Here is a 14,564-nt window from a genome sequence, read left to right on the forward strand (position 1 = left end):
TCACACCCCGCAAACCCACAGTGCCCCGCCTTCGACAGGTTCACGCGGCTGATGGTGGGTGCCGACCGCTGGTCGGCACGGGGTCGGATCCCGTTGCTGCGCAACGGGCTCTGACCCCGGTGTTGAATGGCATTACCACGGGGCCAGTAGATCCACGCCATGCGTGGATGCTTCTTCTTACCCTGACGCCCCGATGGGGTCAGAGCCGTTTTCCTGCGGAAAACGGATCCGACCCTGACCTGGCCTCAGGCCAGGTAGACCTGGCCGTCGCGGATGTCGACCGGCACCGCGCGCAGGCGGTCGCCCTTGCAGGGGCCGGCGATGCAGTCGCCGCTGTCCAGGGCGAACGAGGCGCCGTGGGCGGCGCACACCAGGTGGCCTTCGCGGCTCTTGAGGAACTGGCCCGGTGCCCAGTCCAGGCGGCGGCCGGCGTGCGGACAGATGTTCAGGAACGCCCGCACCTGCGCGCCGTCGCGGTACAGCACCAGCGATTCGGCATCGCCTTCGACCACCGCTTCGACCTCGGCAAACGCCCCATCGGCAAGGGCATCAAGGGCGATGAGGGCAGCGGCGGCAGTCATGGCGGGAGGCTCTTACGGAAAACACGATTGTCGCATGCCCGCTCATATGACTGGCTGCGACATGAATACAAGTCATTGATCCGTAATAAGCAAAGGCTATATTTAACGAGTTTTTCACTCAATGACAGTGGCGCATCCCGATACTCTGGTTTCGCTGATCCCAGCCCTATCGAGCCGCCATGTTTACTCGCGCTTCCGCCTTCAACCAGTTCCGCACCCTGTTCGCGCCGCGCAAGCCGCGCCACCCGCTGGTGCGCGTTGCCGTGGGCCTGCTCGGCCTGGCGATTCTGGCAGCGATGGTGTTCATCGGCGTGTTCGTGGGTGCGGCGATGATCCTGATCGGCCTGGCGTGGAAGCTGCTGGCCTCGCGCAAGACCGTCGGCGCGCGCCGCGCGGCCGATGCCAACGTCGTCGAAGGCGAATACCGCGTGGTGCGCAAGTCAGCTTTGCCGATGTCGCGCTGATGCAGCCGCCCGCTGACGTGGGCGCCACACCGTTCTAGACTGCAGGGGCCTTCCTACTGGAACCCCCGCATGTCCATTGCCGTAGTTTCCGATGTCATCCCCGCCCCCGTCGTGCCGCGCGTGCCGGTGGTCGGTGGTGGCACGTTCCCGGTCCACCGCATCTACTGCGTCGGCCGCAACTTCGCCGACCATGCGCGTGAGATGGGCGCTGCGGTGCCGGCCGCCGATGACCGCGGCCGCCCGATGTTCTTCTGCAAGCCGGCCGATGCCATCGTGGTCGGCCACGACGATGTGATCCCCTACCCGCCCGCGACCAGCAACCTGCACCACGAAGTGGAACTGGTAGTGGCCATCGGCGTTGATGCGCCGGCCGGCGAACTGGCCGTGGCTGATGCCGACGCGCTGATCTATGGCTATGCCGTGGGCCTGGACCTGACCCGCCGCGACCTGCAGGCCGCCGCCAAGGAAAAGGGCCACCCGTGGGATTCGGCCAAGGGCTTCGATGCCTCCGCGCCGATCAGCGAGATCGTGCACGCCGGCGAAGTCGGCGACCTGGCCGCGTTGAACCTCTCGCTGGAAGTCAACGGCGAAGTGCGCCAGCAGTCGCTGCTCGACCAGATGATCTGGAACGTGCCGGAAATCCTGCATGAGCTGTCCAAGCTGTGGCAGCTGCGCGCCGGCGACCTGGTGTTCATGGGCACGCCGTCGGGCGTGGCCGCATTGAAGCCGGGCGACCGTTTCAGTGCACGACTGGAAAACGTGGCCGAACGCCACGGCGTCATCGCAGGCTGACATCGGCTGCGTTAACCTGCGCCCGAACCCTCGCCCTCAGGAGAAGAACAAGAATGGGAATGCTCACCGAGTTCAAGGAATTCGCGATGCGTGGCAACGTCATCGACCTCGCCGTCGGCGTGGTCATCGGCGCGGCCTTCGGCAAGATCGTCACCGCGCTGGTGGAGAAGATCATCATGCCGCCGCTGGGCATGCTGATCGGCAAGGTGGATTTCTCCGATCTGGCCTGGACGTTGTCGGCCGCCAGTATCGGACCGGATGGCAAGGAGATTCCGGCCGTGGTGATCGGCTACGGTGATTTCCTCAACACGCTGGTGCAGTTCATCATCGTGGCCTTCGCCATCTTCATGGTGATCAAGGTGATCAACCGCCTGTCGCGCAAGAAGGACGCCGCCCCCGCCGCACCGAAGGAAGAAGTGGTGCTGCTGCGCGAGATCCGCGACAGCCTGAAGAAGTAAGGCGGTCCGTCCATCTGTAGAGTCGAGCCGTGCTCGACTGGGCGGAACGATGATCAAGGTAGCGCCGGGCCATGCCCGGCGAGCGAAGCGGATCGTGGACCTCCGCCGGGCATGGCCCGGCGCTACCGCTTTGCCGGTCATGGCCGGAAAACAGCGTTCGCCGCCACCGTGACCTCCCACCCATGCGCGGCACTGAACGACTGTTAAGCTCCAAGGCTGATTCCCTTCCCGGAGCTGTCCATGCGTCGCCGCGTCCTTGCCATCGCATCCTCCCTCGCCCTGCTGGCCGCGCCGGCCTTTGCGGCGCCGCGCACCACCACCCTGCCCCCGGCCTCGCTGGCCACGGCCGCGCAGCTGCGCGACCAGGCACTGGCCGATGACACCGGCTGGAAGGTGGTCGAATCGCTGACCACCGAGATCGGCCCGCGCATCGCCGGCGGCGAAGCCGATGCCCGCGCCGTGGCCTGGGCCGAAGCCAAGTTCAAGGCACTCGGTTTCGACAAGGTATGGAAGGAACCGGTGACCTTCCCCAAGTGGGAACGCCGCAGTGAACACGCCGCCGTGACCGGCAAGCACCAGCAGCCGCTGCAGATCACCGCGCTGGGCGGCAGCCCCGGCGGCAGCGTCGAAGCCGAAGTCGTGCGCTTTGCCGACCTCGCCGCGCTGCAGGCTGCACCGGAAGGCTCGCTGAAGGGCAAGATCGCCTTCGTCGATTACCAGATGCTGCCGTTCCGCGATGGCCGTGATTACGGCCGTGGCGGCGCGATCCGCAGCAAGGGCCCGTCCGAGGCGATCCGCAAGGGCGCGGTCGGCTTCCTGATGCGCTCGGCCGGCACCGATTCGCACCGCGTGCCGCACACCGGCATCACCCGTTACGACGACGGCCTGACCCCGGTGCCGTCGGCTGCGCTGTCGGTGCCTGATGCCGACCAGCTGGCGCGCTTGGTGGCACGCGGCAGCACCACCGTGAAGGTGACCCTGGACTGCGGCTGGGATGGCACCGCCACTTCGTACAACGTCATCGGTGAAATCACCGGGCGCAGCCTGCCGAAGGAAGTGGTGGTGATCGGTGGTCACCTCGATTCCTGGGACCTGGGCACCGGCGCCATCGATGACGGCGCGGGCGTGGGCATCACCATGGCCGCCGGCCACCTGATCGGCCAGCTCAAGCAGGCGCCCAAGCGCACCATCCGCGTGGTCGCCTTTGCCAACGAAGAACAGGGCCTGTACGGCGGCAAGGCCTACGCCGAAGCCCATGCCAAGGACGTGGCGCGGCACCAGCTGGCCGCCGAGAGCGATTTCGGTGCCGGCCGCATCTACGCGTTCAACACCGGCTCGCCGAACCCGGAAGGTTCGCGCGAAGCCACCGCGCAGATTGCTGAAGTGATGAAGCCGCTGGGCATCGAGTACATGGCCGACAAGGGCGGCCCGGGCCCGGACGTCGGCCCGCTGGCCGCCAAGGGCGGCGCGTGGGCATGGCTGGCGCAGGACGGCTCGGACTACTTCGACCTGCACCACACCGCTGACGACACCCTGGACAAGATCGACCCGAAGGCACTGGCGCAGAACGTGGCCGCCTACACCGTGTTCGCCTACCTGGCGGCCGAGGCCGATGGCACCTTCGGCAGTGAAGCCAAGGCGACCACGCCGCCGAACGAGTGATGCGGTGATGTGGTTGGGGTCAGAGCCCTCGCATGCGCGAGGGATCCGACCCCGGTCGCGGTGAAGTCACGGGGTCAGACCCCTCGCCTTGGGCGAGGGCTCTGACCCCGCTTTCGTTCAGCTCTCCCAGACCCGTGTGTTGCGCACGCCGATGGTCTGCGGATTGAACAACGGATCATGCTGCCGGCGCTTCTGCTGCTCGTAATCGCGCAGTGCCGCCAGTGCGGGCCGTTGCAGCAGCAGGATCGCGATGATGTTCAACCAGCTCATCATGCCCACGCCGATATCGCCCAGTGCCCAGGCCACCGTTGCGGTGTTGACCGCCGAATAGCCGGTGGCGGCGAGGAACAGCAGCTGGAAACCGGTGACGGTCACGCGTCCGGGACGATCGCGGCACAGGTAGCTGACGTTGGTTTCGGCCATGTAATACAGCGCCAGGATCGTGGTGAACGCGAACGGCAGGATCGCCAGCGCGACGAACGACTTGCCGAAGCCCGGCAGCGCCGATTCCACCGCATGCTGCACGAAGCGAGGACCGGCCTCGACACCCGGCAGGTTGGCCAGCAGCAGGCGCGCCTCGTCGGGCACACCGTTCACCGCCGGGTCGTAGACATTGTACAGCCCGGTCGACAGGATCAGGAACGCCGTTGCGCTGCACACCACCATGGTGTCGATGTAGACCGAGAACGACTGCACCAGGCCCTGCTTGACCGGGTGCGAGACTTCCGCCGCCGCAGCCGGATGCGCGCCACTGCCCATGCCCGCCTCGTTGGACAGCACGCCGCGACGCACGCCCCATTGGATGGCGGTACCGATCATCGCGCCGAACGCGGCGTCCACGCCGAACGCGCTGCGCAGCACCAGCGCGAAGACCTCGGGGACCTTGTCCATGTTGATGACCATGACCACGGCCGCGACCAGCAGATAGGCCATGGCCATGATCGGCACCACCCACTCGGCCACCCGCGCGATGCGGCGCACGCCGCCGTACAGCACGGCCGCCAGGATGACCAGCAGCACCGCCGTGGTGCCCGCCACCGGGATGCCCCAGGCCTCGTTCACGGCACTGGTGATGGCATTGGACTGCGTGCCCGCCAGCATCGCCCCGGCCAGCACGGTGACCAGCGCAAACAGCACCCCATACCAGCGCTGGCCCAACCCTTTTTCGATGTAGTACGCCGGGCCGCCACGGTACTGGCCGCTGGCATCACGCTCCTTGTAGATCTGCGCCAGCGTCGATTCGATGAAGGCGCTGGAGGCACCGAGGAAGGCGACGATCCACATCCAGAAAATCGCGCCCGGACCACCGAATGCGATGGCCATGGCGACACCGGCGATGTTGCCGACGCCGACCCGGCTGGACAGGGACAACGACAACGCCTGAAACGGTGAGACGCCCGCGGCGGACCGCTCGTGGCGGAACATCAGGCGCAGCATGTCCGGCAGCGCGCGCAGCTGGATGAAGCGCGTGCGTATGCTGAAATACAGGCCGGCCAGCAGGCAGAGCACGACCAACCACGGGCTCCAGATGATGCCCAGCAGGACGTTGACGATCGATTCGACGCTCATCATGTGCCAGCTCCTCAGAAGAACACGCCCAGGGCGACCTGGGGGCTGACGACGCGGCCGGTGTTGCGGCCGGCCACGGTGAACTCGACGCCGGCGATCAGGCCGAGCGACGGGCTGAAGTGGTATTCGACCGCCGGCGCCAGGGTCAGCGAGCGGCTGGCCGGGCGCAGTTCATTGACATGACGTCCGTTGCCGTCGGCGGTGGGCATGAAGCCGATCAGGCGCTGGCCGGTTTCGCGGCTGGCGGCGACTTCCATCACCCCCACCCAGCGGTCGTTGAAGCTGTACTCGCCGGCCACCGAAAACCCCAGCACCGAGCCTCGCGCGATGTGGCCCTGGAAGCCCGCTCCGGTGCCGTAGATGCTGGCGCCGGACAGTGCCGTACGCGCGGGCGCAGGCCCAGCCATCAGCTGCCCGCGCCAGCGCAGTGGTCGTCCGTTCGGCATCCACACCACCTGCTGCACGCCCAGCGCCAGGGTGGTGCGCTGCACACCATCGCCCTGTGCATCCAGCGGATTGCCGCTGATGCGGTCGTGGCTGCCGGTGCTGAAGCGCTGCGTGAGCGCCAGCGACACCGCGGGCCGGGTGCCATCGGCATTCGGCGCCTGCAGCAGGTACTGCAGGCGGGCGGTGGTATCACCGGCACGGAATCCGCCGCTTTGCCTGCTGCCGGATTCGGCGCGCGAGGCGCTGAGGTTGACCTGGCCCATCAGGCGGTCGCTGAAGCCGTACATCACCGGCATGACCACGGCCCATGCACCGCTGTCCTGCGCGCTGCGCTGGCGCTCGCCGTCAGCATCGTAGTGCGCGTTGCTGTCGACGCGGACCAGGTAGGGTTCGAGGAACCAGCGGCCCTGCGGCAGGCCGGCGGGATTGGGGGTGATCAGCGGCCCCATGAAATTTACGTTTTCCAGGCTGTGCTCGCTGGCATCAGCACGGGCGCTGGTACTGGCTGCACAGGCCAGCAGCAGGGAGACGGACAGGGTGCGTTGCAGGTGGGACATGACAGCCACTCCGGTTACAACGAGGGATGGAGTTCCACCCTGCGTCGCCGGAAATGGCGGACCAATAAGGAAAGTTTCAAATAACCAGCAGGCGTTGCGGATTGCAAAGCATGCTTAGCAACTGCATGGGGTCAGAGCCCTCGCCCTTGGCGAGGGATCTGACCCCGGTCCGGGGGCTCAACTGCTGGGGGGTCGGATCCCTCGCCTGTGGCGAGGGCTCTGACCCCGATCCGGCAACTCAGCTGCGGCGGCTGGCCCACTGTGCCAGCAGCACCGCCGTCGCCGAGGCGACGTTGAGGCTTTCCACCGCGCCGCTGCCGGGGATGGAGACCTGCTGGTCGCACTGGCTGGCCAGCGCGCGGTCCATGCCCTCGCTCTCGGCACCCATCACGTACACCAGGCGCGCCGGCAGCTCGGCACGGAACACGTCCTGGCCGCCCTCGACCAGGGTCGCGGCCAGGCCGAAGCCCGCCGCACGCAGCTGCGCCATGGCGGTCGCGTCATCGGGCAGCTGCACCAGCGGCAGGGCCTCGGCGCCACCTTCAGCCACGCGCGCGGCGGCACCGGACAGGGCCAGCGTGCTGCCGGCTGGCAGCAGCAGCGCCTTCGCGCCAAAGTGCGCGGCCGAACGCAGGATCGCGCCCAGGTTGTGCGGGTTGCCCACGCCATCCAGCCACAGCGCCAGGGCCGGGCCTTCGCCCACCTGCTGCAGCCACTGCGCCAACGGCAGCACCGGGGCGCGCACCACATCCGCCACCACACCTTCATGGTGGGTGGTGCCGGCCAGCTTGTTCAGATCGCCGTCCTCCACCACGCGGTAGCCCACGCGGTTGGCCACGCACCACTTCAGCAAGGGCTGCAGGCGCGGAATGCGCGCCTCCAGCAGGTACAGCTTGCGCAGCGCCTGCGGGCGCGCTTCGAAGGCGGCCAGCACGGCATTCAGGCCGAAAAGGCGCAGCTCATCGTTGCCGCCGCGGCCGCCACCGCCACCGCCGGTAGCCGGCACCTCCGCGCGCGGCAACGGCGTTGCGCGCGGCGGACGGGCGGACGGACGGCGGTTGTTCCAAGGGTTGTTCACTTACACACTCTCCTGCTTGCGCTGGCGCCAGAAGTCCGCGTTCTTGATGCCCAGGGCATCAGGGTCAAACGTCGGATCCAGGCCCAGCTTCTTCTGTCGTTCGTAGTCACGCAGCGCCAGCATGGCCGGCTTCTGGATGATGAGGATGGCGATGATGTTCAGCCAGGCCATCAGGCCCACGCCGATATCACCCAGCGCCCAGGCCAGGGTCGCATTATGGAATGCGCCGAACACGACCATGGCGATGATGCCCAGGCGCAGCACCAGCACGGTGAGCGGGCGCTTCTTGTTGTGGTTGACGTAGGTCAGGTTGGTTTCGGCCATGTAGTAATAGGCCATGATGGTGGTGAAGGCGAAGAAGAAGATGGCGATCGAGACGAACGCCGCGCCCCAGCCCGGCAGCACCGCTTCCACGCCCGCCTGCGCATAGCCGGCGCCTTCCGGCACGCCGGCCAGGCCCTGGAACACAGGGGCGGCGCCTTCCACCGGCGAATACACGTTGTAGGTGCCGCTGGCCAGGATCAGGAACGCGGTGGCGGTGCACACCATCATGGTGTCGAAGTAGATCGCGAACGCCTGCACGTAACCCTGCTTGGCCGGGTGCGAGACCTCCGACGCGGCAGCCGCGTGCGGGCCCGAGCCCTGGCCGGCTTCGTTGGCGTAGATGCCGCGCTTGATGCCCCACTCCACTGCCAGGCCCATCATCGCGCCGAACGCGGCATGGGTGCCGAACGCGCTGTCGAAGATGATGCCGAACATTTCCGGCACGCGGTCGTAGTTGATGATCATGATGACGATGGCCATCAGGATGAAGGCGGCCGCCATGAACGGCACCACCACTTCGGCGAAGTTGGCGATGCGCTTGACGCCACCGAAGATGACCACGCCCAGCAGCAGGGCCACGGCGATGCCGATGCCCAGCTTCAGCGCTTCGACCGAGCTCATGCCCAGCATCTGGCCGTCCAGCGGGCCGCACACGGCGGTGCCGCGACAGGCGTTGATGACGCTGTCAGCGATGGCATTGGCCTGCACGCCCGGCATCAGGAAACCGGCGGCGATGATCGTGGCGATGGCGAAGGCCAGCGCGTACCACTTCAGGCCCATGGCCTTTTCGATGTAGTACGCCGGGCCACCGCGGTAGCGGCCTTCGGCGTCCTTGGTCTTGTAGATCTGCGCCAGGGTGCATTCCACGTACGAGGTGGACGCGCCGAGGAAGCCCATCACCCACATCCAGAAGATGGCGCCCGGGCCACCGAAGGCGATGGCCGTGGCCACGCCGGCGATGTTGCCGATGCCCATGCGGCCGGCCATCGACATGGCCAGGGCCTGGAAGGAAGACACGCCGGCGTCGGACTTCTCGCCCTTGACGGTGAGGCGGCACATCTCGAAGAAGCCGCGGATCTGCATGAAGCGGGTGCGCAGGCTGAAATACAGGCCGGCGCCGAGGCACACCACGATGAGTGCCTTGCTCCAGATGATGCTGTTGATGAAATGTACGGTAGCTTCCACGCGCGCTCTCTCCAGTCGGCGGGTTGTGAGGACGTCCCGTCGGCTGGAAGGGACGGGACCGATTCTCCCTGATCGAAGGTCGCTGCGGTAGCGCCAGATGCGGGGCATGCTCTCCGCCGGGCAGGGCAGCTGGGTGCGTACCCGCGCGAAGCGGCGCAGGTCGTGCAGGACGCCGCGCTTGTAGACGGCGCAGCGGGCCGTGCCCTCTTCGGCGAAGCCATTGGCCAGCAGCACGCGGGCCGACCCTTCGTTGAAGTCCAGCACCTCGGCCTGCAGCCTGAACAGGCGCAGCTCGTCCATCACCCAGGGGGCGAACAGGGCCACGACGCGGGTCATCACGCCCTGCCCCCACTGCGCCTGGCCCAGCCAGTAGCCCAGTTCGGCGGTATGCCCGCGCTCGGCCGCACCTGGCTGCGCGCCGATGCTGCCGCAGGCGTGGCCGTCGATCTCGATGGCCAGGTTGAGGGTGCCGGGAGCGAGCACGCGGCCGGCCAGGAAGGCCTCGCCGTCCTCGCGGGTGTACGGGTACGGGAAGCGGTCGCGCAGACCGCGCGAGACGGCGGGATCGTTGGCGTGGTGCAGCAGCGATTCGAGGTCGTCGGCGTGCCAGGGGCGCAGGGTGAAACCTTCGCCCTGCAGGCTTGGGGTCAGAGCCCTTTCCCCTTGGGAAAGGGATCCGACCCCGTCGGCCTGGCCGTCGGCGCGCCGGTCAGGCATGGCCGCCGACCGAGGGCGATTCGGCTTCCTGCTTCTCCAGTTCGCGCTTCACCGCTTCCGGCGAACGGGTGTACGGCGCCAGGCGCGCGTAGAACGCCGGCACCACGAACAGCGACAGGAACGTGGACAGGGTGACGCCGAAGATGATCACGATGCCGATGGTGCCGCGGCTGGCCGAACCCGGGCCGCCGGCCACCACCAGCGGGATGGCGCCGACCACGGTGGCGATCGAGGTCATCAGGATCGGGCGCAGGCGGACCACGGCCGATTCGATGATGGCCGCGCGCACGGTGCGCCCGTCATCGCGCAGCTGGTTGGCGAACTCGACGATCAGGATGCCGTTCTTGGCCGCCAGGCCGACCAGCATCACGATGCCGATCTGACTGAACAGGTTCACCGTGCCGCCGCTCACCCACAGGCCGACCAGCGCGCCGAGCACGCCCAGCGGCACGGTCAGCATGATGGTGAGCGGGTGGATGAAGCTTTCGAACTGCGCGGCCAGCACCAGGTAGACCACCAGCAGGGCCATGGCGAAGGTCAGCAGCACCGCGCCGCCCGCGCTCTGGAACTCGCGCGACTCGCCCTTCCAGTTGATCTGCGCGTACTGCGGCAGCTCTTCGCGGGTGACCTGCTGCGCCCAGGCGATGGCCTCGCCCAGCGGGTAGCCGGGGGCCAGGCCGGCACTGATGGTGATCGAGCGGAGGCGGTTGAAGCGGTTCAGGGTGCCGGCCTCGGCCACTTCGCTGAGGGTGACCAGGTTGGACAGCGGCACCAGTTCGCCGGAGTTGGCGCGCACGCGGATCGCGGCCAGGTCGGCGGGGCTGGCGCGGCCATCGCGGCCGGCCTGCACCAGCACGTCGTACTCCTCGCCGTTGTCGACGAAGGTGGTGACGCGGCGCGAGCCCATCATGGTTTCCAGCGCAGAGCCAATCGCAGTAACCGGCACGCCGAGGTCGGCCGCACGCTGGCGGTCGATGTTCACGCGCATCTGCGGGCGGGTTTCCTTGTAGTCCGAATCGGGGCCGACCAGGCCGGGATTGTCGGCCATGCGCAGCAGGATGCGGTCACGCCACTGCGCGATCTCGGCATATTCCGGGCCACCCAGCACGATCTGGAACGGCTGGCCGCCGCTGCGCACCAGGCCGCCACCGACCTGGGTCCGCACGCGCACGCCACGCAGGGTGTCCAGTTCCTTCTGCAGGTCGTTGGCCACGTCCACGGTGTTTTCAGTGCGCTGGCGCCACGGCTGCAGGAACACGCTGACGCGGCCGGTGTGCATTTCCTCGCTCGCGCCAAAACCGCCGGGCACGCGCGGGTTGGCGCGGGCGATGGTCTTGTCGGCACCCACGTGCGGGGCCAGCAGTGCTTCGACCTGCTGCACCTGCTGCACGGTGTAGTCGTAGCCGGCGCCTTCCGGGCCGTCGATCATGATCTGGAACGAACCGCGGTCTTCGGCCGGGGCCAGCTCGGACGGCAGGATCTTCAGCAGGCCCCAGCTGGCGGCCAGCGCCAGCGCCATCACCACCAGGTAGATCCACAGGCGGTCGACATGGTGGTCGAGCACGCGGCCGTAGCCGGACGCCAGGCGTTCCAGGTTGCGGTTGATGACGCCATACAGGCCGCGCGGCGCGTGCCCGGTGTGCGGCTTGAGCAGCTTGGAGGCCATCATCGGGGTCAGCGTCAGCGCGACGAACGCCGACAACGCCACCGCTGCGGCCAGCGCCACGGCCAGTTCGCGGAACAGGCGGCCGGTGTTGCCTTCCAGGAAACCGACCGGCAGGAACACGGCCACCAGCACGGCGGTGGTGGCGATGACCGCGAAGGCGACCTGGGTGGTGCCGCGCTTGGAAGCCACCAGCGGCGGCTCGCCGAGGTCGATACGGCGCTGCACGTTTTCCACGACCACGATCGCGTCGTCCACCACCAGGCCGATACACAGCACCAGCGCCAGCAGGGTCAGCAGGTTGATCGAGAAACCAAAGGCGTACAGCGCGATGAAGGCTGCGACCAGGCAGACCGGCACGGTCACTGCGGGAATCAGTGCCGCGCGGAAGCTGCCCAGGAACAGCCAGATGACCGCCAGCACCAGCAGCATCGCTTCGACCAGGGTCGCGTAGACGCGATCAACGGCCGCTTCGATGAAGGTGGTGTTGTCGAAGGTGACCACGATCTGCGTGCCTTCGGGCAGCGTCGCGGCGATCTTTTCTGCTTCAGCGCGCGCGGCGCGGGCCACGTCCAGCGAGTTGGCGGTCGAGGTCTTGACGATGCCCAGGCCGACGCCCGGTTCACCGTTGCTGCGGAAATACGCGCGGCGTTCGGCCGAGGCCAGTTCGATCTTGGCCACGTCGCCCATGCGCACCACGTAGCCATCGCTGCCCTTGCCGAGCGGGATGGTGGCGAAATCCTCGGGCTTCACGTAGTTGCGCTCGACGCGCAGGGTGAAGTCGCGGTCGGTCGATTCGATGCGGCCGGCCGGCAGTTCGACGTTCTCGTTGCGCAGCGCGGTTTCCACGTCACCGGTGGTCAGGCCGCGCGCGGCCAGCTGGTCGCGGTCCAGCCAGATGCGCATCGCATAGCGCTGGCGGCCACCGATGCGGACCTGGGCCACGCCGTCCAGGCTGGAGAAGCGGTCGACCACGTAGCGGTCGGCGTAGTCGCTCAGTTCCAGCGTGTCCATCGTGGTGGAGGACATGTTGAACCAGATGATCGGATCGGCATCGCTCTCGACCTTGGCGATTTCCGGCGGGCGTGCCTCTTCGGGCATACGGTCGGCCACGCGGCTGACCGCATCACGCACGTCGTTGGCGGCCGCTTCGATATCGCGGTTGGAGGTGAATTCGATGCTGACCTGCGAGCGGCCGTTGCTGCTGCGCGCATTGATCGTGTCGATGCCCTCGATGCCGGCCAGCGCATCTTCCAGCACCTGGGTGACGCGGCTTTCGATGACCGCCGCCGAAGCACCGGTGTAGTCCACCGACACCGAGACGATGGGCGGATCGATGGCCGGCAGCTCACGCAGGGTCAGGCGGGTGAAGGACATGATGCCCAGCACCACCAGCAGCAGGCTCATCACCACGGCGAACACCGGCCGCTGGATGGAAATGTCCGACAGTTTCATCCGCCGTTGCCCTCGGCCGGTGCCGCGGCCGGCGACGTGGCCGGTGCGGTGCCGCTGGCCGGCGCGGCGTCGGTGGCTGCGACCTTCAGGCCGGCGCGCAGCTTGCCGGTGCCGTCGACGACGATGCGCTCGCCGCCCTGCAGGCCCTGACGGATCTCGACCACGCCGGCACGACGCGCGCCGGTGGTCACATCAACGCGTTCGACGGTGTCGTCGGCCTTGATGCGGTAGATGAAGGTATCGCGGCCGACCTGCACCACGGCGATTTCCGGCACCACCAGCGCTGGGCGCTCGGGGCGGAACAGGCGCACGTCCAGCAGCATGCCCGGGCGCAGCGCGTGGTCGGCGTTGGCGAAGTCGGCGCGCACGGTCACCGCACGCGTGGCCGGATCGACGCGTGCATCGATGGTGGTCACTTCGCCTTCGAAGGTGCGGCCCGGCCAGGCGACGCTGGTCGCGCTGACCTTGTCGCCGTTGGAGAGCGCGGCCATTTCCACTTCCGGCACCTGGAAATCGACGTGCATGCGCTCGATGTCATCGAGGGTGGCGATGACCGTGGTCGGGGTCAGCAGCGTGCCCGGGCTGACCTGGCGGATGCCGAGCACGCCGGCGAACGGTGCACGCACGCGACGGTCACCGATGTCCGCCTGCATCTGCGCCACGCGCGCTTCGGCGGCGTCGCGGATCGACTTCTGGGTATCGAGGGTGGCGCTGGAGACCAGGCGCTGGGTGGCCAGCTCGCGCTGCCGCTTGTACAGCTGGTCGGCTTCGTGGAAGGTCGCCTGCGCCTGCACCAGCGCCGCCTCCTGGGCCTGCCCGCGCAGGGTCACGATGGGCGCACCGGCGGCGACCTGCTGGCCGCTTTCGAAGTGCACGCGGTCGACGATCTCGCTGACCTTGGCGGTGACGCTGATGGATTCACGGGCCTTGGCCGTGCCCAGCGCCTGCAGGGTGTCGTTCCACTGCGAGGGCTGCACGACCTGGGCGGTGACCGGCACGGCTTCGCCCTGCCGACGCGCGGCGGCCTCCTGTTTGCCTGCGCACCCGGCCAGGACGGCCAGGCTGAGGCCAAGGGCCAGGGTCGAAGCAATACGAGCCAACATGAAAGGTCCTGGTTGTTGCATGGCCGCCGAGTGTAGGCAAGCGCCTGCGAAAGCGATATGTGCCAAGCGTTTACCGGCGTGGAACCGGCGCTGCGGTGGCGCCGTGAACCCGTTCCATGCAAGGCTCGGGGGCGCAATGTCGGCGTATGTCGGGATGTATCCGGCCGCACTTTGTCGTGCGTTGTCATCGTACAGTCGAGGCTGCTTGGCAGAGGGCGCCAGGCGGGGGTCGGCCCTGGCGGGGTCCGGCCCTGTTTTTTTTGTCCTGGCAGGGCTTGCAGCCCTGCACCTGCTCAATACAACGGCAACATCAACTTCAACGGCAAAAGCCGGCTATCCGTGGGATGGCGGGGCGGGTCCGGCTGAGGGGGACGCCGTAAACCCATCCATGGGGGCTTGGTCGCGCCATCCATGGCGCTCACACCCCCTCAACCGGACCCACCCCGCCTTCGACAGTTTCCCGCTGCTGATGGTGGGTGCCGACCGTTGGTCGGCACGGGGTCGGATCC

At 67.8% G+C, this 14,564-nt stretch carries 11 protein-coding genes and 1 pseudogene; 4 read left to right on the plus strand and 8 right to left on the minus strand.

Annotation, left to right across the window (positions count from 1 at the left end):
• Window positions 1–245 precede the first annotated feature (245 nt).
• Window positions 246–581 (minus strand): Rieske (2Fe-2S) protein, encoded by a 336-nt coding sequence (locus IAE56_RS17920; protein WP_079222968.1) that lies wholly within the window; start codon window positions 579–581, stop codon window positions 246–248.
• Window positions 582–760: 179 nt separating this feature from the next.
• On the opposite strand from IAE56_RS17920, the gene IAE56_RS17925 reads away from it, so the two are divergent.
• The 4 genes from IAE56_RS17925 to IAE56_RS17940 all read left to right on the plus strand — a co-directional run bounded on the left by IAE56_RS17925 (window position 761) and on the right by IAE56_RS17940 (window position 3,957).
• Window positions 761–1,045 (plus strand): hypothetical protein, encoded by a 285-nt coding sequence (locus IAE56_RS17925; protein WP_108769809.1) that lies wholly within the window; start codon window positions 761–763, stop codon window positions 1,043–1,045.
• A gap of 69 nt (window positions 1,046–1,114) precedes the next feature.
• Complete coding sequence (locus IAE56_RS17930; RefSeq protein WP_200753459.1) at window positions 1,115–1,837, plus strand: fumarylacetoacetate hydrolase family protein; 723 nt, start codon at window positions 1,115–1,117, stop codon at window positions 1,835–1,837.
• Between the two features lie 53 nt (window positions 1,838–1,890).
• Window positions 1,891–2,295, plus strand: a complete 405-nt coding sequence (gene mscL / locus IAE56_RS17935) for a large-conductance mechanosensitive channel protein MscL (RefSeq protein ID WP_079222971.1) — start codon at window positions 1,891–1,893, stop codon at window positions 2,293–2,295.
• Window positions 2,296–2,535: 240 nt separating this feature from the next.
• Window positions 2,536–3,957: a M28 family peptidase gene (locus IAE56_RS17940; RefSeq protein ID WP_200753460.1), complete on the plus strand. Its 1,422-nt coding sequence runs from the start codon at window positions 2,536–2,538 to the stop codon at window positions 3,955–3,957.
• A gap of 117 nt (window positions 3,958–4,074) precedes the next feature.
• On the opposite strand, the gene IAE56_RS17945 is transcribed toward IAE56_RS17940, so the two are convergent.
• The 7 genes and pseudogenes from IAE56_RS17945 to IAE56_RS17975 form a co-directional block, all read right to left on the minus strand.
• On the minus strand, window positions 4,075–5,526 hold the full coding sequence (locus IAE56_RS17945) for an alanine/glycine:cation symporter family protein (protein WP_200753463.1): 1,452 nt from the start codon (window positions 5,524–5,526) through the stop codon (window positions 4,075–4,077).
• A 14-nt stretch (window positions 5,527–5,540) separates the two neighbouring features.
• Entirely contained in the window at window positions 5,541–6,530 is a 990-nt protein-coding gene (locus tag IAE56_RS17950; RefSeq protein ID WP_200753461.1) for a hypothetical protein, read from the minus strand.
• 238 nt (window positions 6,531–6,768) lie between these two features.
• Entirely contained in the window at window positions 6,769–7,551 is a 783-nt protein-coding gene (locus IAE56_RS17955; protein WP_234456183.1) for a TrmH family RNA methyltransferase, read from the minus strand.
• A 57-nt stretch (window positions 7,552–7,608) separates the two neighbouring features.
• Window positions 7,609–9,117: an alanine/glycine:cation symporter family protein gene (locus IAE56_RS17960; RefSeq protein ID WP_200753464.1), complete on the minus strand. Its 1,509-nt coding sequence runs from the start codon at window positions 9,115–9,117 to the stop codon at window positions 7,609–7,611.
• 225 nt (window positions 9,118–9,342) lie between these two features.
• Window positions 9,343–9,834 (minus strand): annotated as a pseudogene (locus IAE56_RS17965) (GNAT family N-acetyltransferase); the annotation flags it as partial.
• Entirely contained in the window at window positions 9,827–12,952 is a 3,126-nt protein-coding gene (locus tag IAE56_RS17970) for an efflux RND transporter permease subunit (RefSeq protein ID WP_116862709.1), read from the minus strand. The pseudogene IAE56_RS17965 and the gene IAE56_RS17970, both read right to left, overlap by 8 nt.
• Window positions 12,949–14,055 carry an efflux RND transporter periplasmic adaptor subunit gene (locus IAE56_RS17975; protein WP_200753462.1) on the minus strand — a complete coding sequence of 369 codons (1,107 nt, stop codon included), beginning with the start codon at window positions 14,053–14,055 and terminating at the stop codon, window positions 12,949–12,951. Before IAE56_RS17975 ends, IAE56_RS17970 begins: the two co-directional genes overlap by 4 nt.
• Window positions 14,056–14,564: the final 509 nt, after the last annotated feature.

The sequence above is a fragment of the Stenotrophomonas sp. S41 genome, from assembly GCF_016624625.1.
Lineage (GTDB): Bacteria > Pseudomonadota > Gammaproteobacteria > Xanthomonadales > Xanthomonadaceae > Stenotrophomonas.